Origin of the sequence: Zestomonas insulae (assembly GCF_016901015.1) — a bacterium.
GTDB classification, from domain to species: domain Bacteria; phylum Pseudomonadota; class Gammaproteobacteria; order Pseudomonadales; family Pseudomonadaceae; genus Aquipseudomonas; species Aquipseudomonas insulae.
In genome coordinates this window covers 258,665-280,447 of the sequence record NZ_JAFEUP010000003.1, presented here as the reverse complement: position 1 = coordinate 280,447, position 21,783 = coordinate 258,665, and the positions used below count along the sequence as shown (strand labels likewise).

General features: G+C 68.3%; 14 protein-coding genes. 2 read left to right on the top strand and 12 right to left on the bottom strand.

Annotated features, from left to right (window positions below; all coding sequences use genetic code 11):
- Positions 1 to 150: 150 nt before the first annotated feature.
- The 3 genes from JQX08_RS11115 to azu form a co-directional block, all read right to left on the bottom strand.
- Positions 151 to 1,275, bottom strand: coding sequence for a branched-chain amino acid ABC transporter substrate-binding protein (locus tag JQX08_RS11115; RefSeq protein ID WP_205348445.1), 1,125 nt, complete (start codon positions 1,273 to 1,275; stop codon positions 151 to 153).
- 367 nt (positions 1,276 to 1,642) lie between these two features.
- Complete coding sequence (locus JQX08_RS11110; protein ID WP_205348444.1) at positions 1,643 to 2,392, bottom strand: class I SAM-dependent methyltransferase; 750 nt, start codon at positions 2,390 to 2,392, stop codon at positions 1,643 to 1,645.
- 106 nt (positions 2,393 to 2,498) lie between these two features.
- Complete coding sequence (azu, locus tag JQX08_RS11105) at positions 2,499 to 2,948, bottom strand: azurin (protein ID WP_205348443.1); 450 nt, start codon at positions 2,946 to 2,948, stop codon at positions 2,499 to 2,501.
- A 250-nt stretch (positions 2,949 to 3,198) separates the two neighbouring features.
- Here azu and JQX08_RS11100 point away from each other — a divergent pair, with 250 nt between their 5' ends.
- Positions 3,199 to 3,786, top strand: coding sequence for a cytokinin riboside 5'-monophosphate phosphoribohydrolase (locus JQX08_RS11100; protein WP_205348442.1), 588 nt, complete (start codon positions 3,199 to 3,201; stop codon positions 3,784 to 3,786).
- A gap of 90 nt (positions 3,787 to 3,876) precedes the next feature.
- Here JQX08_RS11100 and JQX08_RS11095 read toward each other — a convergent pair whose 3' ends face one another.
- The 7 genes from JQX08_RS11095 to JQX08_RS11065 all read right to left on the bottom strand — a co-directional run bounded on the left by JQX08_RS11095 (position 3,877) and on the right by JQX08_RS11065 (position 17,095).
- Positions 3,877 to 4,728: a mechanosensitive ion channel family protein gene (locus JQX08_RS11095; RefSeq protein ID WP_205348441.1), complete on the bottom strand. Its 852-nt coding sequence runs from the start codon at positions 4,726 to 4,728 to the stop codon at positions 3,877 to 3,879.
- 390 nt (positions 4,729 to 5,118) lie between these two features.
- Positions 5,119 to 6,036, bottom strand: coding sequence for a transglutaminase family protein (locus tag JQX08_RS11090; RefSeq protein WP_205348440.1), 918 nt, complete (start codon positions 6,034 to 6,036; stop codon positions 5,119 to 5,121).
- The gene (locus JQX08_RS11085; protein ID WP_205348439.1) at positions 6,036 to 8,525 is read right to left on the bottom strand and encodes a circularly permuted type 2 ATP-grasp protein; all 2,490 of its coding nucleotides are present in this window, start codon (positions 8,523 to 8,525) and stop codon (positions 6,036 to 6,038) included. The genes JQX08_RS11090 and JQX08_RS11085 overlap by 1 nt, the downstream gene beginning before the upstream one ends.
- Before the next feature lie 125 nt (positions 8,526 to 8,650).
- A complete protein-coding gene (locus tag JQX08_RS11080; RefSeq protein ID WP_205348438.1) occupies positions 8,651 to 11,950 on the bottom strand; it encodes a transglutaminase family protein in 3,300 nt (1,099 codons plus the stop codon).
- A gap of 297 nt (positions 11,951 to 12,247) precedes the next feature.
- The gene (locus tag JQX08_RS11075; protein WP_205348437.1) at positions 12,248 to 13,363 is read right to left on the bottom strand and encodes an SO2930 family diheme c-type cytochrome; all 1,116 of its coding nucleotides are present in this window, start codon (positions 13,361 to 13,363) and stop codon (positions 12,248 to 12,250) included.
- Positions 13,360 to 14,610: a parallel beta-helix domain-containing protein gene (locus JQX08_RS11070; protein ID WP_205348436.1), complete on the bottom strand. Its 1,251-nt coding sequence runs from the start codon at positions 14,608 to 14,610 to the stop codon at positions 13,360 to 13,362. Before JQX08_RS11070 ends, JQX08_RS11075 begins: the two co-directional genes overlap by 4 nt.
- Positions 14,611 to 14,785: 175 nt before the next feature.
- Positions 14,786 to 17,095: a YgiQ family radical SAM protein gene (locus tag JQX08_RS11065; protein WP_205348435.1), complete on the bottom strand. Its 2,310-nt coding sequence runs from the start codon at positions 17,093 to 17,095 to the stop codon at positions 14,786 to 14,788.
- A gap of 190 nt (positions 17,096 to 17,285) precedes the next feature.
- Here JQX08_RS11065 and JQX08_RS11060 point away from each other — a divergent pair, with 190 nt between their 5' ends.
- Positions 17,286 to 19,178 (top strand): diguanylate cyclase domain-containing protein, encoded by a 1,893-nt coding sequence (locus JQX08_RS11060; RefSeq protein WP_205348434.1) that lies wholly within the window; start codon positions 17,286 to 17,288, stop codon positions 19,176 to 19,178.
- Here JQX08_RS11060 and alr read toward each other — a convergent pair whose 3' ends face one another.
- Entirely contained in the window at positions 19,179 to 20,255 is a 1,077-nt protein-coding gene (gene alr, locus JQX08_RS11055; RefSeq protein ID WP_205348433.1) for an alanine racemase, read from the bottom strand.
- 86 nt (positions 20,256 to 20,341) lie between these two features.
- Positions 20,342 to 21,736 carry a replicative DNA helicase gene (gene dnaB / locus JQX08_RS11050; protein ID WP_205348432.1) on the bottom strand — a complete coding sequence of 465 codons (1,395 nt, stop codon included), beginning with the start codon at positions 21,734 to 21,736 and terminating at the stop codon, positions 20,342 to 20,344.
- Between the last annotated feature and the right edge of the window lie 47 nt (positions 21,737 to 21,783).

The following is a 21,783-nucleotide window of genomic DNA, read 5'->3' as shown; positions in this document are numbered from 1 at the left end:
GTCGCGCTGAAGCGGCAGGCACCGTGCGAACGGTGCGGCGAAAACTTGATGCAGCCTTTTCAGCGGTCCCCGGACTGCGCCCGGCGGAAGGGCTGCCCCTTCCACCGTGCGAGGGACTCGTCCCCTCTCCCGCGGGAGAGGGGTTCAGGCTCACTTCATCTGGTGGTACTTACCGGCGTCGTCCCACTCGTACATCACGTAGTCGGAGACTTTCAGGTCACCTTTCGGGTCCCATTCCTTCTTGCCCATCACGGTGTCCACCGGGTGCGACTTCAGCCACTCGCTGGCCTTGGCGCCCTCGGTGCTGCCGGCGCCCTTGAAGGCCGCGGCCAGGGCCTGGACCGACGCGTAGGAGTACAGGGTGTAGCCTTCCGGCTCGTAACCGGCGGCGCGGAACTTGTCGATCACCGCTTTGCCGTCGGCGATCAGCCGCGGGTCGGCGCCGAAGGTCATCAGCACGCCCTTGGTGTACTGCGCACCGCCGGCGGTGGTGACGAATTCGTCGGTCACCACGCAGTCGCCGGAGACGAACTTGGCGTTCAGGCCCTGCTCGCGCATCTGCCGCACCAGCGGCCCGGCTTCCGGGTGGCAACCCCCGAAGTAGACGACTTCGGCACCCGCCGCACGAATCTTGGTGACCAGAGCGTTGAAGTCTTTCTCGCCACGGGTCAGGCCCTCGTAGAGCACCGCCTCGATGCCCTTCTTGGCCAGCTGCGCCTTGGTCGCATCAGCGAGGCCCTGGCCGTAGGTGTCCTTGTCGTGGATCACCGCGACCTTCTTGGCCTTCAGCGTGTCGGCGATGTAGTTGCCGGCGACGATGCCCTGCTGGTCGTCACGGCCGCACATGCGGAACATGCCGCCATAACCGCGCTCGGTGATCTTCGGGTTGGTCGAGCCGGGGGTGATGGAGATCACCCCGGCCTCGTCGTAGACCTCCGAGGCGGGCATGGTCGAGGACGAGCAGAAGTGACCGACCACCCCCGCCACCTTGTCCTGGTCGACCAGCCGGTTGGCCACCGACACGGCCTGCTTCGGTTCGCAGGCGTCGTCTGCCTTGACCAGTTTGATCTTCTCGCCGTTGATTCCACCCGCGGCGTTGATGTCTTCCGCCGCCTGCGTCGCGCCGCGCCAGTACTGCTCGCCGAAGGTCGCGTTAGCGCCGGTATGCGGCCCCGCCACACCGATGACGACATCGGCCTGCGCCAGGGAAGAAGCGCCAATGGCGGTGGTCACCGCGAGCGCCAGAAAGCCTTTTCTGAAAATCTTCTGCGACATGGAAGTTGTGCTCCTAGGGGTGGAATTGCTGCAACTCGTTATGGGTCAGCTCATTCAGCAAGGGACGTGCCATGGGTTTCGATTCGCGGAGATCCGGGCGGGAACTGCTGCCTCCTTGGGTCTATTTATTGTTGTTGTGACGGCCGCCTTGCCTGACCGATCAGACAGGGGCCGTGTGGCGGCCGGAGTCAGGCCGCATGCCTACTAACAATAGCCAGCCAACTGCGCTTTGCACGTCGCTGGTGCGCGGCGATTTGCCCGGCGCACTGCTGCGGCCCGCAGGCATGCAGGTTTCAGCGTGGAGGCAAGGGGCAGGACGTCGTCCACACGTACGTGGATGTCGCGTTGCTGGCCGCCGCGCGGCGCCTTATTCGACCACGCCGAGCTTGATCATCAGCGGCCAGCGCACCAGGCGCGCCTGCTGCGCATCGCCCCAGGCGGCGAGGAATTGCGGGCGCAGCCGCTCGACTGGATCGACGCCCTCGGTGGCGCGAAAATCGGCGACCGCCGACCAGCTCTGCAGGTAGCCGAGCAGGTGTTCGAGGTCCCACTGCACCTGCAACTCGAAGGGCGGCGTCTCCAGGCCGCGGAACGGAAACGCCAGGCTGGCGTAGCCATCCTCGACATGCCGGCGCCCCGGCGCCCAGTACGGGCCGACGATGTGGTTGTAGAGGTGGTCGGCCAGCGCATCGATGGCCGGCTCGATTTCCAGGCGGTTGTAGGAGAGCACCGCGAGCAGCGCGCCGGGCCGCGACACGCGGCGCACCTCGGCGTAGAACGCGTCGACATCGAACCAGTGCAGCGCCTGGGCGACCAGGGTCAGGTCGACGCTGCCGGCAGCCAGCGAACTGCGCTCGCTGGGTTCGCAGCGGTAGCTGACGTTGGCCGCCGGCGGCGCCTGGTCGAGTTGCGCCTGGCTGACGTCGGTGGCCACCACCTGGCGGAACTGCGCGGCCAGCCCGAGGGTGGCCTGCCCGGAGCCACAGGCGCAGTCCCAGGCCAGCGCCTGCTCCGGTGCCTGGGCGGCGAGCCAGGTGAACAGCTCGGTGGCGTAGCTGGGGCGGAAGCTGCGGTAGGCGGCGGACTGGCGATTGAACAGCTGATGGGTGTCGGTCATGGCGCACGCTCGACGAGACTGCGGTGGAGCGCTCTAGCCTAGAACCGTCGGTGCGGCAACGGAAGCGCCGGCGACCCACCGGGGTCGGCCGCCGGCGTCGAAGCGGTCAGTCGACCAGCGTCACGGTGCCTTTCATCATCGCGATGTGGCCGGGGAAGGAGCAGAAGAACATGTACTTCTCCTCGGCGCTGAGCTTGCTGACATCGACGTCCACCGAATCCTTCTCGCCGGCGCCGATGATCTTGGTATGGGCGATCACCCGTGCGTCGTCGGCCTTCAGGTAGCTCTTCTCGATGCCGGCGCTCATGCCGTCGGTGGCCACCGGCTGCATGTCGGCCGCCTTGGTCAGCACCCAGTTGTGGCCCATCACTTCCTTCGCCAGCTTGCCGTCGTGGGTGAGGGTCACGGTGAAGGTCTTGCAGCTCTTGCTGATCTTGATGTCCTGGGTGTCGAAGGACATCTGATCGGTGGAATTGACCGTCACGGCGCAATCGGCGGCGTGGGCCTGGACACTGGCCAGCGCGAGGGCGGAGGCGATGAGGAAGGTGCGCAACATGATTGACTCCTTGGCAGGTGGGGACGAAGCCCGAACAGATAGAACGCGAGCGCCAGCGGGGCGCGATGCAGGTCGCGCGCGAGCAGGTTCTCGGATGACCTGCGCGGCGCAGACGAGTTCCCGCAATGGCCGGCACGCCCCAACGAGCGTAGCCGCTCACCGCCGCCCTGCCCTGCGGCGCGTCGCCGCGCACTGCCGGGGACGCGTCAGGGTGCTACGCTGGGGCGGTTTTTTCCCAGCGGAGTAGACGATGTCCCTGCGTTCGATTTGCGTGTTCTGCGGTGCCAGTCCCGGCGCCAACCCGATCTACCTGGAGGCCGCCCAAACGCTCGGCCGCACCCTTGCCACGCGCGGCATCCGCCTGGTCTATGGCGGCAGCGCGGTGGGCCTGATGGGCGCGGTCGCCGACGCGGCGATGGCTGCCGGCGGCGAGGTGATCGGCATCATTCCGCAAAGCCTGGAACGCGCCGAAATCGGCCACCACGGCCTGACCCGCCTGGAAGTGGTCGACGGCATGCACGCGCGCAAGGCACGCATGGCCGAACTGAGCGACGGCTTCATCGCCCTGCCCGGCGGCCTCGGCACCCTGGAGGAACTGTTCGAAGTGTGGACCTGGGGCCAGCTCGGCTACCACGGCAAACCGCTCGGCCTGCTCGAGGTCAACGGCTTCTACGACAAGCTCGCCGCGTTCCTCGATCACCTGGTCGAGGAGCGCTTCGTGCGCGCCCAGCACCGCGCCATGCTGCAGATCAGCCCGTCGCCGGATGCCCTGCTCGAGCTGATGGCCAGCTGGCAGCCGAGCGTGGCGCCGAAGTGGGTCGACCGCACCCCGCACTGACAAGCAGCAGCTGTAGGAGCGGCCCATGGCCGCGAGCGCCAGTTCAGCTACACAGGCTCGCGGCCATGGGCCGCTCCTACTACCCGGGAGTCAGCCGGCGGCCTGCTGGATGATCACCGTCTGCGCCGGCATCGGCGCCGGGAAACCGGCCTCGCCGAGGGCGTCCTTGATGATCCGGTTGGTGTCGAAGTAGACCTGCCAGTAATGCTCGTTGTGGCAGTACGGACGCACCGCCAGCACCGGGCCGACCAGGTTGAACTCGAGGATTTCCACGTCCACCGCCGGCTCGGCCAGCACATTGGGCACCGCCTGGATGCGCTCCTTGAGCAGCGCGGCGGCGGCATGCCAGTCGGTGGCGCCGGACAGCTGCGCCTTCAGCTCGACTCGCCGGTAGGCGTTGTGGGTGAAGTTCTGGATGTTGTCGCTGAAGATCTTGTTGTTGCCGACCAGGGTCAGCACGTTGTCCGGGGTATTGATCGCGGTGGCGAACAGGCCAATCTCGGTGACCGTGCCGATCACCCCGCCGGCGCTGATGAAATCACCGACCTTGAACGGCCGCAGGACGATGATGAAGCCGCCCGCCGCCAGGTTGGCCAGCAGTCCCGACCAAGCCATGCCGATGGCCAGACCGACCGCGGCAATCAACGCGGCGAAGGTGGTGGTCTGCACGCCGAGGTAACCGAGGATGCCGATCACCAGAATGATGTTCAGCGTCACGGTGATCGCCGAGCCGACATAGCGCAGCACGGTCGGGTCGACCTTCTGCTTGGTCAGGGCACGCTGCACCATCCCGACCACGAAGCTGATCAACCAGCGGCCGATCACCCAGAAGGCGATGGCGGTGAGAATCTTCACCAGGAACGCCACACCGTACTGCTGGGCCAACGCCACCAGCGCGTTGAACTTCTCGGTGGACACGTTAACGATCGTAGTTTCATCCATGGGGGCGTACTCGCAGTAATGAAGGAATTGCCTTCAGAACGCTAGCACGCGGCAGAGCGCGCGCCAGGGCCTGCGCTGCGCGGCGCGGTTACCCACCGAAACTGTGGAAGGCGCTGTGGATAAGGTGGGTGTAGGGCGCTGCAGGCCTGCCGCCATGGGCCCTGCCGCACACTGGCTGCTTTTTGTTCAAGCACCAGGCTTTGCATTGCAAATCAAGCGATTAGCGCCGCTTGGCGGGGACTGACAGGCGATCGCGACGCAGCGTCATCCCGGCGCCCGGCCAGTCGCCGAGTTACCCCCGGAAGCTGTGGATCAGCGTGTGGATAACTTGGGAGCAGAGTGCGCAGACGTCGCCCCGCTGCGGCCTGCCGCGCGGCGTACGTTTTCTGCTCAGCAGGCGAACTCCACCAGCGGCAACACGGTGACGCGCACCTCGGGATCGTGGCTGCCGCCGCCGAGGATCACCCCGCGCAGCGGCGAGACATCGGAGAAGTCGCGCCCCCAGGCCAGGGTGATGTGCTCGAGGTTGGGCTGCACGTTGTTGGTCGGGTCGAAATCCACCCAGCCGTGCCGCGGGCAGTACAGGGCGATCCAGGCGTGCGAGGCGTCGGCGCCGATCAGCCGCGCCTGACCGGGCGGCGGCTGGGTCAGCAGGTAGCCGCTGACGTAGCGCGCCGACAGGCCCAGCGAGCGCAGGCAGGCAAGCATCAAGTGGGCGAAGTCCTGGCACACTCCGCGGCGCCGCTGCAGCACCTCGACCAGCGGCGTAGCGACCTGGGTGGCCTCGGCATCGAAGGCGAACTCGCCGTGGATCTTCGCCATCAGCGCCGCCGCGCCGAGCAGCAGCGGCCGGCCCGGCGGGAAGCAGTCGGCGGCGAACTCGGCGAACTGCCGCTTGAGGCGCACGTACGGTGACTCGACGCGGTAGCGCCCGGCCTCCAACTCGGCGTCGCTGAGCGCGCGGCCGGCGAAGGCCAGCTCGGCGGCCACCTGTTCCCAGGCCGGCGACGCCGCGAGGTCCAGCGCTGGGCGCGCCAGCACGTCGATGCGCAGTCGCGCGTTGACCTGCAGGGCATCGTGCGGACGCTCGAAGGCCAGGCGGGTCAGCGGGTTGCCGAACACGTCGAAACCGTCGCTGCGCCGCGTCGGCGCCGGGCTGATCTCCAGGCTCTGGCCCAGGCAGCGCTGCCACGCGCAGTCGCGCGGCCACAGGTGCGCCAGTTGCTGGGCCAGCGACACCGGCGCGGCGTAGCGGTAGTGGGTGTCGTGGAACACCTCGTAGCGGGCCACCTCGCTCGGTGCGTTCATCAGGCCGACACCGTCTGCTGGCTGATGTCGTCGATGTGCGCGAAGTAGCGCAGCTCGAGGCGGTCGGAAATCTGCCCGGCAGCCTGGGCGATCTCCTGCAGCAGGTCGGCCAGGCCGAGCAGCACCGCGTCCAGGCCGCTGGCGCCGAACAGCGGGTTCTCCAGGGTCGCCAGGTCGAAGGCCAGCAGGCGGCCGATCAGGCCGCTGAGCTGCAGCTCCTGCGGCACGCCGAAGGTGCGATTGAGGCGCGCCAGGGTGCGCTCCACCGCCTGCAGCTGGAAGCGCAGCGCGTGCGGGTTCTGGTCGTGCAGCAGGAGCAGGTCGAGGACCGGGATCAACTGCGGCGAGGCGAGGTAGCGCGAGCGGTAGGTGATGGTGCTGTTGCCCAGTTCGAGCAGCCATTCCAGGCTGCCGGCATCCCACACCGTGCCGCCGCGCAGGAACGCGGCGAGGCTCTCGGCGAAGAACTGCACGCGCTCGATGCGCCGGCCGATCATCAGGAAGCGCCAGCCGTCGTCGCGGGTCATGTCGTCGAGGGCGAAGCCGGACAGCGCGGCCAGCGACATCACCAGGCGGCTCAGCGAATCCAGCCCTTCGCCGAGGTCGGCGTGCGCCGGGTCGAGGCTCTGCGCCTCGCGCTGCAGCTCCAGCACGGCGTTCCAGTTCTCCTGCGACAGGCGCCCGCGCACCTGCGCCGCCGCCCAGTGCAGGCGGCGCAGGTTGGCGCGCAGGCTGAACGGCCAGTCGTCGCCGCACAGCGCCTTGAGCAGGCGCCGCTCGAGCCCCGCCTCGCCGGCCGGCGGCAGCAGGCCGAGGCGCTCGCCGAGGTTGAGTGCCGACTGCAGCGCGCAGTCGTCGCCATCGGCGTCGACGTAGCGCGCCAGCACCACGCGCAGCAGGCGGGCGCCGTCGTCGCAGCGCTCGCTGTAGCGGCCAAACCAATAGAGGTTCTCCACCACCCGCGAGGGCAGATAGGGGTCCTGGCGGATCAGGTCGCGCACCCCGAGGTTGCGCGGGCGCAGCGGCTCGCCGTGCACCGGCTGGTCGGTGAGCACCCAGGTGTCCTTGCTCGCTCCGCCGCGCTGCATCGACACCACTTCGGCACCGGCGCGCGCGGCGACCCGGGTCAGCCCGCCGGGCATCACCCAGTACTGGCCGTCGGCGCTGGCCACGGCGAACACGCGCATGCCGATGGCGCGCGCCTGCAGCTCGCCGCCCTGCCAGATCGGCGCCTGCGACAGCTGCGCCTGGGCCTGCGCCACGTAGTTGTGCGGTCGGGCGCGCAGGCGCTCCGCGAGCGCAGCCAGGCCTTCGGCGTCGAGACCCTGGCCGAACAGCGGCTCGAAGCTCTGCGAGGGAAACGCCGGCTTGATGACCCGCTCGCCGAGGCGCGCCAGGGTGGCGTCGAGCACCCCGGCGGAACCCAGCCAGCGGCTGTCCACCGAGGGCAGCAGCAGCGTCTCGCCGATCAGCCGCTGGCTCAGCTGCGGCAGGAAGCCAAGCAGCCCGGGCGACTCCAGCACGCCGCTGCCCAGCGCATTGGCGACCAGCACGCGGCCGCGACGCACCGCGGCGAGCAGCCCGGGCACGCCGAGCGCCGAGTCGGTGCGCAGCTCCAGCGGGTCGCAGAAGTCGTCGTCGAGGCGACGCAGCACCGCGTGCACGCGCTTCAGGCCGCCGAGAGTCTTCAGGTACAGGGTGTCGTCGCGCACCGTCAGGTCATGCCCCTCGACCAGCGGGAAGCCGAGCTGGCGGGCCAAGTAGAGGTGCTCGAAATAGGTTTCGTTGAAGCGCCCGGGGGTGAGCAGCACCACCAGCGGCGTCTCGCCCTCGCACGGCGCGTGGCGGCTGAGGGTTTCCTGCAGGGTGCGGAAGTAGCCGGCCAGGTACTGCACGCGCAGGTCGCGGTACAGCTCGGGAAAGGCGCGCGAGACGATCTGCCGGTTCTCCAGCGCATAGCCGGCCCCGGAGGGCGCCTGGGTGCGATCGGCGAGCACCTGCCAGCGGCCGCCGGCGTCGCGCGCCAGGTCGACCGCGTAGCTGTGCAGGAACACCCCGCCGACCGGGCGCACGCCCTGGCACGGCCAGAGAAAATTCGGATGGCCGAATACCAGCTCGCTGGGCAGCAGGCCGTCGCGCAGCAGTTGCTGCTCGCCGTACAGGTCGCCGAGCAGCGCGTTGAGCAGGCGGGCGCGCTGCGCCACGCCGGCGGCGATCGGCTGCCACTCCTCGGCGGACAGCAGGTTGGGCAACAGGTCCAGTTCCCACGGCCGGTCGGTGCCCTTGGGGTCGGCGTAGACGTTGTAGGTGACGCCGTTCTCCTGAATCTGCCGCGCCACCAGCGCCTGGCGCTGGCGCAGCTGCGCCGCACCGCTGCGCTCGAGCTGGCGGAACAGGCGCTGCCAATGCGGGCGCAGCGAGCCGTCGGCACGCAGCAGCTCATGGTAGGTCGCCGGCGTCAGCGGGTAGTGGGCAAGCAGGTCGGTCATCGGGCTCTCGGCAGTCGGGCAGCGGCACTTCTTGTTATCGGGGAGCGGCACGGTAGGAGCGAATTCATTCGCGATTCGTTGCCCTACACCGTGCTATCGCGAATGAATTCGCTCCTACCAAAGCTTCAGGCACCGCGGCGCAGGTCCAGGGTCATCGGCAGTTCAGCATTGTCGATCGGCGCCGCCACCGCCAGTGTGCCGGGGCTGTGGCCATGCCGGAAGAAGCGCGCCAGGCGCCGGCTCTCGGCCTCGTAGGCGTTCACCGGGCGCGTCTCGTAGCTACGCCCGCCGGGGTGGGCGACGTGGTACTGGCAGCCGCCCAGCGAGCGGTTCATCCAGGTGTCGAGCAGGTCGAACACCAGCGGTGCCTGCACGCCGATGGTCGGCTGCAGGCAGCTGGCCGGCTGCCAGGCGCGGTAACGCACGCCGGCGACGAACTCGCCGACCGTGCCGGTCGGCCGTAGCGGCACCGGCTGGCCATTGCAGGTCAGCATGTAACGGTCCGGGGCCAGGCCGCTGAGCCTGACCTGCACACGCTCCAGCGAGGAATCCACGTAGCGCACCGTGCCGCCGGCGGCGCCCTCCTCGCCGAGCACATGCCAGGGCTCCAGCGCCTGGCGCAGCTCCAGTTCGACGCCCTTGACCTGGAAGTCGCCCTGGCGCGGGAAGCGGAACTCGAAGTGCGGGGCGAACCAGTCGTCCTGCAGCGCGTAGCCGGCGCCGCGCATCTCGTCGAGCACGTCGGCGAAGTCCTGCTCGACGAAGTACGGCAGCAGGAAGCGGTCGTGCAGCTCGGTGCCCCAGCGCGCCAGTTTCGCCGGCGCATAGGGCTCATTCCAGAAGCGCGCCACCAGGCCGCGCAGCAGCAGTTGCTGAGCCAGGCTCATCTGCGCGTGCGGCGGCATCTCGAAGGCGCGCAGCTCGAGCAGGCCAAGGCGGCCGGACGCCGAGTCGGGCGAGTACAGCTTGTCGATGCAGAACTCGGCGCGATGGGTGTTGCCGCTGACGTCGACCAGCAGGTGGCGCAGCAGGCGGTCGACCAGCCAGGGCGGGCTCTCGCGGCCGACCTCGGGCATCTGCGCGAAGGCGATCTCCAGCTCGTAGAGCGCGTCGTTGCGCGCCTCGTCGACGCGCGGCGCCTGCGAGGTGGGGCCAATGAACAGGCCGCTGAACAGGTAGGACAGCGACGGGTGGTTGTGCCAGTAGCTGATCAGGCTGCGCAGCAGGTCCGGGCGGCGCAGGAACGGCGAGTCGCCCGGCGTCGCCCCGCCGAGGACGAAGTGGTTACCACCGCCGGTGCCGGTGTGACGGCCGTCGACCATGAACTTCTCGCTGGACAGGCGCGTCTGCCGCGCCGCCTCGTAGAGGAATTCGGTGCGCTCGACCAGCTCGTCCCAGCTGGCCGCCGGGTGGATGTTGACCTCGATGACGCCGGGGTCGGGGGTGACCCGGAAGCTGGTCAGGCGCGGGTCGCGTGGCGGCTCGTAGCCCTCCAGCAGCACCGGGCAGCGCAGCTCGGCAGCGGTCGCCTCGATGGCGGCAACCAGCTCGAGATACGCCTCCAGCTCGGCGAGCGGCGGCATGAACAGGTACAGGCGGCCGTCGCGCGGCTCGGCGCACAGCGCGGTGCGCACGATGCCGTCGGCCGACACGCCGCTGGCCGGCGGCGCCAGCGGCTCGCCGGGCGCTGGGCGGAACTGCGGTGCGGCGTGCAGGCGGCGCTGCAGCTGCTGGCGCGGCGCCAGGCCAGGGAACGCCTGGTTGGGATCGGGCGCCTGCACGTAGGGGTAATCGGCCTCGCTGACCCAGGGCTGCGAATCCAGCGGCAAGCGGTAGCCCATCGCCGAGTCGCCGGGCATCAGCCGGCAGTGCTCGTCGCGCAGGAACCATTCGCCGGTCTGCCAGGCGCGCTCATCGTCGGTGCGCGCCAGCGGCAACACGTGCCCGACCACTTCGCCGAGGCCGCGGCAGAACACCTTGCGCAGCCGCTCGCGCTCCAGCGGGTCGGCCAGCCGCGGATCGTCCGGGGCGACGTTGACCGGCAGCCGGCGCTCGCGCCACAGGTAGTAGAACCAGTCCTCGTAGGCCGGGAACACCGCGTCGCCGGCCACCCCGAGGTGCCCGGCGAGGGTGCTCAGGAAGCGTCCGGCCAGGCGGGCATCGGCGCCGTAGTAGCGGCTCTCGTCCGCGTACAGCGCCGGGTCGTGCCAGATCGGCTCGCCGTCGGTGCGCCAGAAGCAGTTCAGCGACCAGCGCGGCAGCTGCTCGCCGGGGTACCACTTGCCCTGGCCGAAATGCACCAGCGCCTGCGGTGCGTAGTGCGCGCGCAGGCGGTGGAACAGTTCGGCGGCCAGGCGGCGCTTGTTGGGGCCCAGCGCGTCGCTGTTCCACTCGGCGTCGTCGGGGTAGTCGATGGCCACGAAGGTCGGCTCGCCGCCCATGGTCAGGCGCACATCGCCGGCCGCCAGCTCGGCGTCGATGCGCGTACCGAGGGCGCGGATCGCCTGCCACTGCGCCTCGCTGTAGGGCTTGGTGACGCGCGGCGCCTCCCACTCGCGGACCACGCGCATAGTGTGGCTGAACTCGCACTCGCACTCGTCCACCGCGCCGCTGATCGGCGCCGCCGAGGACGGCTCGGGGCTGCAGGCCAGCGGGATGTGACCCTCGCCGGCGAACAGCCCGCTGGTCGGGTCGAGGCCGATCCAGCCGGCGCCGGGCAGGTAGACCTCGCACCAGGCGTGCAGGTCGGTGAAGTCGACCTCGGTGCCGGACGGTCCGTCGAGGGCCTTCTGGTCGGCAGTGAGCTGGATCAGGTAGCCGGACACGAAGCGCGCGGCGAGGCCCAGGTGGCGCAGCAGCTGGACCAGCAGCCAGGCGGAGTCGCGGCACGAGCCGGAGGCCTTGGTCAGGGTTTCCTCGGGCGTCTGCACGCCGGGCTCGAGGCGAATCAGGTAGCGCACGTCGTCGCTGAGGCGCTGGTTGAGGGCGACCAGGAAATCCACGCTGGGGGTTGGCGTGCGCGGGATGCTTGCCAGGTACTCGGCGAAGCGCGGCGCGGCGGTCAGCCGGCTGAGGTAGGGCGCCAGTTCGCGCTGCTCGGTGTCGGTGTAGGCGAAGGGAATCTGCTCGGCGTAGGGCTCGAGGAAGAAGTCGAAGGGGTTGAACACCGCCATCTCGGCGACCAGGTCGACCTCGACCTTGAGCTCGCGGGTCTGCTCCGGGAACACCAGGCGCGCCAGGTAGTTGCCCTGCGGGTCCTGCTGCCAGTTGATGAAGTGCTCGCCGGGGGCGACCTTCAGCGCGTAGGAGAGGATGCGCGTGCGGCTGTGCGGCGCCGGGCGCAGGCGGACGATCTGCGGCCCCAGGTTGACCGCTCGATCGTAGCGATAGTGGCTGACATGGTGCAGCGCGACATGAATGGACACAGCAAGCCTCCCGCGAGCCAGGGCAATGAGCGGACGCGCGCAAGACTTATGCCAGCGCCCGCAGCAGCCGCGGCGGGCTTCGCCACAAGCGGCGGGCACCGGAACGGGGCTCGACCCGCTCAGCTGGGACGACGCTGCACGAAAATGGTTCGTTGTATGAGCGGAGACCGAGCGGCCGAGGGCTGGCCGCGGGATGGCTGGCGCGCTGTGCTCAAGTCGAGCGAGGTAGGAGCGAATTTATTCGCGATGGGGAGCCCCCTAATCGCGAATGAATTCGCTCCTACAACAGCGCTGCGGCTAGCAACCGCCGTCCAGGCTGGCGATCCACTTGACCAGCAGATCGAGCCCTTCGCGGTGCACCACCGAGCGGCCGAGCTCCGGCATCATCTCGCCGGGGTCGGTGTTGTCGACCCGGTAGATCAGCACCGAGGCGTCCGGCTGGCCGGGGTGGATGTCCACCAGGCGGTTGCCGGAGCCCTTGCCGGCGGCCACCGGCTGTTTGCACAGGCCGCTGGGGATGCCGAACGGCCGCGACGCTTCGAGGAACAGCCCGGAGGTGCGCGCCGGGCCTTGCGGGTTGTGGCAGTGCGCGCAGTTGGCGTCGAGGTAGCTGCGCGCCTGCTTGTCCAGGCTTTCGCCGGCACGCGGCTGGCCCCACAGGGCGTTCTGCGGCACCCCGGCGAGGTCGTTCGGCAGCCCGGCGAGGAAGCCGCGCTGCACCCAGCGCTGCAACTGGTTGGCGCTGCCGCCTTCGTAGCTGAAGTCCTTGTTCAGGTGGCGCGCCTTCGGCCCCAGCGGGTTGACGCCCTGGCCGTGGCGCTCCTCGTGGCAGCCGGCGCACTGGTTGGCGTCCGGTACTTCGTAGCCGACCGCCAGGGTCGTGCCGTCGGCAGCGTGCAGGCTCAGGTCCTGGCTGTCGCCGGCCCACTCCAGCACCGCCTCACGCTGTTCGGCGTCCCACACGTAGGGCAGCGCCACCCAGCCGCTCTTCTGCTTGAGCAGAATGCGCGTCTCGACCAGCTGCACGTGCTTGAGCTCCAGGCCCTGCTGCGGGTCACGGTCGTCGCTGTTGCTCTGCAGCAGGCGGCCCTGGTCGTCCTTCGGGTAGTAGAAGGTCTTGCTGAGGATGGTGCCGACCGGGTAGTCGAAGTGCTCCTCGCCATACTGCGCGGCCTGGCCGTCCGGCATCCACACGGTACGCAGCTTGTGCGCGTAGTCGGTGAACAGCGGCGTGTTGAGGTCGTACGGCAGCACCGCGGCGGCCGGTTTCAGGTGGCCGCCGCCCTGCTCCAGCACATGCCAGTCGCTGAGCTTCTCCGGATACTGCTCACCCTCCGGCAGGTACAACGGCGCCGCCTGCTTGCCGCATCCGGCGAGCAGCAGCGCCAACCCGAGTCCCAGCAGTCGAATCATGCGCCCTGCCCCTCCTCGGCCGAAGCCAGTTGCACGGCCGGCAGTTTCGGCAGGTTGCAGCGGTGGCTGCTGATATCGGTGCTGATGTTCTTGTAGCCGTTCGGCCCGTCGACGTTGATGATCCCGGCCTCGCCGTTGTCGATGCAGATCGCCAGGTCAGCCGGCAGCTTGCCGTCGACCAGCTTCTTCGGGTTCACGTAACCGTCCCAGAGGATGTCCGGCAGGCGCCCGGAGAGGCCGTACTTCGCCAGTTTCAGCGCCTTCAGCTCGAGGTTGTCCGGGCTGTCGCCGCCCGGGCCGAAGCGGTTGGCGTAGATGTAGATGCTTTCCGGGTAGGGGTCGAAGTTCTCCTGCACGGACAGCGTGGTGTAGCCGGTGCTGAAGTAGCTGCTGACGATCAGGTTGGCGGTTTTGTGCTCGCCGATGTCGTTGTCGAAGATTTCCACCTGGTCGTTGGAGTTGATCACCACCCCGGAGCCGGCCGGCACGCTGGCCACCGGGGTGCCCTTGTGGCCGAAGTTGTCGTGGTTGTTGCCGTGCACCTGGTTCTTGTAGACCCGCGTGCCGTGCCCCGGCTGCTGCAGGTTGGGCATGTTGAACACCAGGATGCCGCCGGTGTTGCCGGTGGCGACGTTGCCGTAAACGTCGGCGCCGATGGTGTTCTCGATCTCGATGCCGGCGACATTGCGCTCGGCGCGGCTGTTGCGCACCACCACGTTGCGCGACTGGCCGACGTAGATGCCGGCGTCCGAGGCGCCGATCGCCACCGCGCCCTCGATCAGGGTGTTCTCGGTCTGCACCGGGTAGATGCCATAGGCGCCGTTCTCGGTGGCCGGGCCGTTGGTCCATTCGGTGCGCACGTTGCGGATCACGATGTTCTTGCCGCCGACCACTTTCAGCGCGTCGCCCTTGCTGTCTTCCAGGGCCAGGTCTTCGATGGTGAAGTCCGAGGCATCGACCAGCAGGCCTTCGGCGCCGGCCTTCTGGCCCTTGAAGTTGAGGATGGTCTTGTCCATTCCGGCACCCTTGATGGTCACCCCGCTGACCTTGAGGCTGAGGCTGCGATCGAGCTGGTAGGTGCCGGCGGGAATCTCGATCACCTCGCCGGCCTTGGCCTTGATCAGCTTGGCCTGCAGCTCTTTCTGGAAGTCGACGTGGGTCGGCTGCGGGGCAGCGGCTTGCTTGTCCTCGCCACAGGCGGCGAGCAGCACGGACAGGGCGATCAGGGTGAGGGCGGCGGTACGCATGGCGGTGGGCTCCGGCGTTATCGTTATGATTTTGGCACTATAGTTCCAATTAAGTCCCAAGCCAAGCCCCACGCGGGCTTCCGAACACCGGCGGGTGATCCGCCCTACCAGCCTGTCCACGTCAGCAACAAAAACGCCAGCACTCGGGCTGGCGTTTTTGCTCTGTAGCGGGCGATCAGCGTGGGGCGACGGGCTGGCGCGTCGGCTTCTTCTTGCCGCCCTTGCCGGACTTGTTGGCCTTCTCGGCGCGCGCCTGCTCCTGCAGCTTGGCGTAGGCCGCGGCCTTGGCCTGCTCGCGCTTGTCCCAGGGGTTGCCACCGTCGCTGGCACGCGGAGGCAGGCCGGTGTGCTGGGTGAGGATGCGCCCGCCGCCGTTGCCGGCGACCTTCTTGCTGCCGGCCGGGGTGGAGTTCTTGCGCCGTGCGCTCTGGTACTCGTCGGCCTGCGGCTGGTAGGCCGGGATCAGCTGGTGCTTGCCGCTGCCGATCAGGTCGGCACGGCCCATGCGCTCCAGCGCCTCGCGCAGCAGCGGCCAGCCCTTCGGGTCGTGGTAGCGCAGGAAAGCCTTGTGCAGGCGGCGCTGCTGCTCGCTCTTGACGATGGTCACGCCGTCGCTCTTGTAGGTGACCTTGCGCAGCGGGTTCTTGCCCGAGTGGTACATGGCGGTGGCGCTGGCCATCGGCGACGGGTAGAACGCCTGCACCTGGTCGGCGCGGAAGCCGTTGCGCTTGAGCCACAGGGCGAGGTTCATCATGTCCTCGTCGGTGGTGCCCGGGTGCGCGGCGATGAAGTAGGGGATCAGGTACTGCTCCTTGCCCGCCTCCTTCGAATACTTCTCGAACATCTGCTTGAAGCGGTCGTAGCTGCCGATACCCGGCTTCATCATCTTGTCCAGCGGGCCCTGCTCGGTGTGCTCCGGGGCGATCTTCAGGTAGCCGCCGACGTGGTGGGTGACCAGCTCCTTGACGTACTCCGGCGACTCCACGGCGAGGTCGTAGCGCAGCCCCGAGGCGATCAGGATCTTCTTCACCCCCGGCAGCGCGCGGGCCTTGCGGTACAGCTCGATCAGCGAGCTGTGGTCGGTGTTCAGGTTCTCGCAGATGCCCGGCCACACGCACGACGGCTTGCGGCAGTGCTTCTCGATTTCCTCGCTCTTGCAGGCGATGCGGTACATGTTGGCGGTCGGCCCGCCGAGGTCGGAGACCACCCCGGTGAAGCCCGGCACCTTGTCGCGCATCTCCTCGATCTCGCGGAGGATCGAGTCGTGCGAGCGGTTCTGGATGATTCGCCCTTCGTGCTCGGTGATCGAGCAGAAGGTACAGCCGCCGAAGCAGCCACGCATGATGTTCACCGAGAAGCGGATCATCTCGTAGGCCGGAATCTTCTCCTTGCCATACGCCGGGTGCGGCACGCGCGCATAGGGCATGCCGAACACGTAGTCCATTTCCTCGGTAGTCATCGGGATCGGCGGCGGGGTGAACCACACGTCGACCTCGCCGTGCTTCTGCACCAGCGCGCGGGCGTTGCCCGGGTTGGTTTCCAGGTGCAGCACGCGGTTGGCGTGGGCATACAGCACCGCGTCGTTACGCACCTTCTCGAACGACGGCAGGCGGATCACGGTCTTGTCGCGGGTCAGCTTGGGGCTCGGCAGCAGCTGCACGACCTTGGCTTCCTGCGGGTCCTCGACCGGACCCTTTTCCTGCTCGATGGCGCAGGCGGCGGTGTCCTGGGTGTTGACGTAGGGGTTGATGATCTTGTCGATCTTGCCCGGCCGGTCGATGCGCGTGGAGTCGATCTCGAACCAGCCTGCCGGGGTGTCGCGGCGGATGAACGCGGTGCCGCGTACGTCGGTGATGTCTTCGATCTTGTGGCCAAACGCCAGGCGCTGGGCGATCTCCACCACGGCGCGCTCAGCGTTGCCGTAGAGCAGGATGTCGGCGGTGGCGTCCATCAGGATCGAGCGGCGCACCTTGTCCTGCCAGTAGTCGTAGTGGGCGATGCGGCGCAGCGACGCCTCGATGCCGCCGAGCACCACCGGCACATGGCTGTAGGCTTCCTTGCAGCGCTGGCTGTAGACCAGGCTGGCGCGGTCCGGACGCTTGCCGGCCAGGCCGCCGGGTGTATAGGCGTCGTCGCTACGGATCTTCTTGTCCGCGGTGTAGCGGTTGATCATCGAGTCCATGTTGCCCGCCGCCACGCCGAAGAACAGGTTCGGCTCGCCGAGCTTCATGAAGTCGTCCTTCGCGCGCCAGTCCGGCTGGGCAATGATGCCCACGCGGAAGCCCTGCGCTTCGAGCAGACGGCCGATGATCGCCATGCCGAAGGACGGATGATCGACGTAGGCGTCGCCGGTGACGATGATGATGTCGCAGCTGTCCCAGCCGAGCTGATCCATCTCTTCCCGGCTCATCGGCAGGAAGGGTGCTGGCCCGAAACACTCGGCCCAGTACTTGGGATAGTCGAACAGCGGCTTGGCAGCTTGCATATTTTTTAACCAGCGGGCTCTCACGGGGGCGCGGAATATAGCACAAAAAGTGAGCAAATCCGATCAGCGCACTCAGCTTCTCCGGCGTTCGGCCGATAGCGCTATCTGTGATCACAAATAGCCAGCACTCGCTATACTCGAGCGCAGAAAACAGGGTGCCCGGCGAGGCGAGCCGGCACAGGGAGTCGTCGTGAAAAGCCTAGTCAGTCTCTTGCTGTGTCTGTGCTATTTCTCCGGCCTGCAGGCCGCGCCGCTGCTGCTCGATGGACGGAGCAGCGGGCAGCTGCTGAACGGGCAGATCGAACTGCTCGAGGATCGCGACGGCAACCTGAGTGTCGCCGACCTGGCGCGCCCCGAGGTGCAGCAGCGCTTCCAGCCGGCGGCCGGCAAGGCCAGCGTCGGGCAGAGCCGTCACCCCTGGTGGATCAAGCTGCAACTGGCGCGCGGTGCCGCGGCACCGGCGCAGTGGTGGCTGGAAGCCGGCTCGGTGACGCAACTCGACCTGCGCCTGTACCTGCCGACCCACGACGGCTGGTCGGAGCGTCAATCCGGCGAGCGGGTGAGCTTCAGCGACGGCCGCGATCACGCCTACCGGCGCATGCTGTTCCGCCTGCCGGCGCTGGACGAGACCGCGCAGACCCTCTACATGCGGGTTTACGACCCGGCCGGCAACTCCTTCCCGCTGCGCATCTGGCAACTGGACGACCTCACTCAGCTCGCGACCGAGGAAAACCTGGTGCTCGGCGTGATCTACGGGATCATCGCCGCGCTGCTGCTGTACAACCTGTTCATCTTCATCAGCCTGCGCGACTCGGCGTACTTCTGGTATGTGCTGACCACCGCCGGCGCCCTGCTGTTCATCCTCAGCATGACCGGCCACGGCTTCCAGTACCTGTGGCCGGACGCGCCGGTGCCGTTCTGGCTGGACCGCGTCACCCTGCCCTCGCTGTGGGGCTTCTGCGCCTGCCGCTTCACCCAAACCCTGCTGCAGACTCGCCGACACGTGCGTTGGGCGCATCACCTGCTGAGCATGGCGCTGGTCTGCTACGTGCTGGCCGTCTGCCTGGAAGCGTTCGGCCAGCGCCTGTTCGCCGCCTGGCTGATCGCCCTGCTGTCGCTGACCTCGATTCCTGCCGCGCTCGGCTCGGCGCTGCTGCGCTGGCGCCAGGGCGACGTGCCCGCGCTGCTCTATCTCTGCGGCTACGGATTGATCCTCGGCAGCATCAGCCTGTTGCTGATGCGCACCACTGGGCTGCTCCAGCCGGCGACCTGGAATGCCTACGTGTTCCCCATCGCCGTGGCGGCCGAATCGATCCTGTTCTCCTTCGCCCTCGCCTACCGCATCCAGATGCTCAAGCAGGAACGGGCCCACGCCCTGGAGCAGGCCGACCGTGAGAAGACCGCGCGCCTGGCCCAGATGCAGGCCAGCGCCGAAGAGTTGCAAGTCGCCGTGCACCAGCGCACCGCCGAGCTGGCGCGCGCCAACCTCAAGCTCAGCGCCCGCGAACGCGAGCTGCAGCACGCCGCGTTCCACGACCCGCTCACCGACCTGGCCAACCGCCGCTACCTGATCGAGCGCGCCGACGCGGCGATGAGCGATGCCCAGCGGCGCCATGAGTCGCTGGTGCTGATGCTCATCGACCTCGACCATTTCAAACCGATCAACGACCAGTACGGCCACGACGCCGGCGACCTGCTGCTGCACACTTTCGCCCAACGCCTGCGCGAGCAGGTGCGCGCCCACGACCTGGTAGCGCGCCTGGGCGGCGACGAGTTCGCCGTACTGATCAGCGGCGCCGATGCGCCGCAGCACGCCCGCGACATCGCCGTGCGCCTGCTCGCCGAGCTGGCCCGCCCGGTGCTGTACGACGAGCAGCCGCTGACCGTCAGCGTGAGTATCGGCGCGGCGCTGTTCCCGACCCACGCCGAGCAGTTCGCCGGCCTCTACAAGGCCGCCGACGAGGCGCTGTACCGCGCCAAGCAGCAAGGCCGCTCGGGATTCGTGATGCAGGGTGAGGACAGCCCGCCAGCGCCGCCCAGCACGGCGCTGGACGTGTTCGAGGCGCCCGGCGGGCTGACCTGATCAGCCGCGGTAGCGGCGCGGCACGCGCGCGGTGACCTGGGTGAGCAGCTCGTAGCCGATGGTCCCGGCCGCCTGGGCCACTTCATCGACCGCCAGCTGTGCGCCCCACAGCTCCACCGCATCGCCGACCTGCGCCTGCGGCAGGTCGCTGAGGTCGACGCTGAGCATGTCCATCGACACCCGCCCGGCCAGCGGCACCCGCGTCCCGTGGATCAGCACCGGGGTGCCGGAAGGCGCGTGGCGCGGATAGCCGTCGGCATAGCCGCAGCTCACCGTGCCAATCCGCGACGGCCGCGCCGCCACCCAGCTGGCGCCATAGCCGACGCTCTCGCCGGCCGCCACCTCGCGCACCGCGATCAGCTGCGCGGTGAGGCTCATCGCCGGACGCAGGCCCAGCTCGGCGGCACTCAGCTCGGCGAACGGCGTGGCGCCGTAGAGCATGATGCCCGGGCGCAGCCAGTCCATGTGCGCCGCCGGAATGGTCAGCACTGCAGCCGAGTTGGCCAGCGAACGCTGGTCGAACTCCAGGTCGAGCAGCGCGAGGAACTGCTCGACCTGCTGCTCGGTCAGCGCATGGCCGCGTTCGTCGGCGCAGGCGAAGTGGCTGAGCAGGTTCAGCTCGCCGACCTGCGGCGCCTGGCGCAAACGGGCGAAGGCCTGGCGCACAGCGTCCGCGCCCAGGCCGAGGCGATGCATGCCGCTGTCCAGCTTGAGCCAGACGTTCAGCGGCTGCGCCAGCGGCGTGGCGAGCAGCGCGTCGAGCTGCGCGGCGTCCTGCACCACCAGGTCCAGACCGAGGCGCGCCGCCTCGGGCAGTTCGTCGGTGGCGAAGCAGCCTTCCAGCAGCAGCAGGCGACCGTGCGGCAGCACCGCACGCACCTCGGCGGCCTCCTCCAGACAGGCCACGGCGAATCCATCGGCCACCTCGCCAAGCGCCGCCACCACCTCGCGCACCCCGTGCCCGTAGGCGTTCGCCTTGACCACCGCGAACGCCTGGCGCCCCGGCGCACAGCGCTTGGCCAGCGCGTAGTTGTGACGAATGGCGGCCAGATCGATGGTGGCAACAAGCGGGCGCATGCAAAGGGCTCCGGAAACGAAAACGGGCGCCCAGTGTAACTGGACGCCCGTGGCAATGGCCGGCTCGCGCGCCTTCGCGCGCGACCTTACTCGTCGTCGAACTGGTAGCTACCGGGGGCAAGGTTCTCGAACCGCGAGTACTTGCCGAGGAAGGCCAGCCGCGCGGTACCCAGCGGACCGTTCCGCTGCTTGCCGATGATGATCTCGGCGACGCCCTTGTACTCGGTCTCCGGGTGGTAGACCTCGTCGCGGTAGACGAACAGGATGATGTCGGCGTCCTGCTCGATAGCACCGGATTCACGCAAGTCGGAGTTGATTGGGCGCTTGTTGGGCCGCTGTTCGAGGCCGCGGTTGAGCTGCGACAGGGCGATCACCGGGCAATTGAATTCCTTGGCCAGCGCCTTGAGCGAGCGCGAGATCTCGGAGATCTCATTGACCCGGCTGTCGCCGCTGGAGCCGGGAATCTGCATCAGCTGCAGGTAGTCGACCATGATCAGGCCGATTTCGCCGTGCTCGCGGGCCAGGCGGCGGGTGCGCGCGCGCATCTCCGACGGCGAAATGCCGGCGGTGTCGTCGATGAACAGCTTGCGGTCGTTGAGCAGGTTGACCGCCGAGGTCAAGCGCGGCCAGTCGTCGTCGTCCAGGCGACCGGAACGCACCTTGGTCTGGTCGATGCGGCCGAGCGAGGCGAGCATACGAATCACGATGGATTCCGAGGGCATCTCCAGCGAATAGACGAGGATCGCCTTGTCGCTGCGCATCAGCGCGTTCTCCACCAGGTTCATCGCGAAGGTGGTCTTACCCATCGACGGACGGCCGGCGACGATGATCATGTCGGCCGGCTGCAGGCCGCTGGTCAGCCCGTCCAGGTCGTCGAAGCCGGTGGACAGGCCAGTGATCGCGTCACCGTTGTTGAACAACGTGTCGATGCGGTCGATGGCCTTGACCAGGATGTCGTTGATGCCCACCGGGCCGCCGGTCTTCGGCCGCGCCTCGGCGATCTGGAAGATCAGCCGCTCGGCTTCGTCGAGAATCTCTTCGCCGGTGCGCCCCTGCGGGGCGTAGGCGCTGTCGGCGATCTCGCCGCTGATGCCGATCAGCTGGCGCAGCGTGGCGCGCTCGCGAATGATCTGCGCGTAGGCCTTGATGTTGGCCACCGACGGGGTGTTCTTCGCCAGTTCGCCGAGGTAGGCCAGGCCGCCGACCTGACTGAGCTGGCCTTCCTTGTCCAGTTGCTCGGACAGGGTCACCACGTCGAACGGGTGATTGCGCTCGGCCAGCTTGAAGATCGCGCGGTAGATCAGGCGGTGATCATGGCGGTAGAAGTCGCCATCGGAGACCTGGTCGAGGACCTTCTCCCAGGCGTTGTTGTCGAGCATGAGGCCACCCAGCACGGCCTGTTCGGCCTCGATCGAGTGCGGCGGCACCTTGAGGGCGGCGGTCTGCAGATCGTACTGCTCGGGGGCGGTGATATCGTTCATGGGCTCGCAGGAATTCAGGTCTGGAAAAACAAAAGGCACGTTTCCGC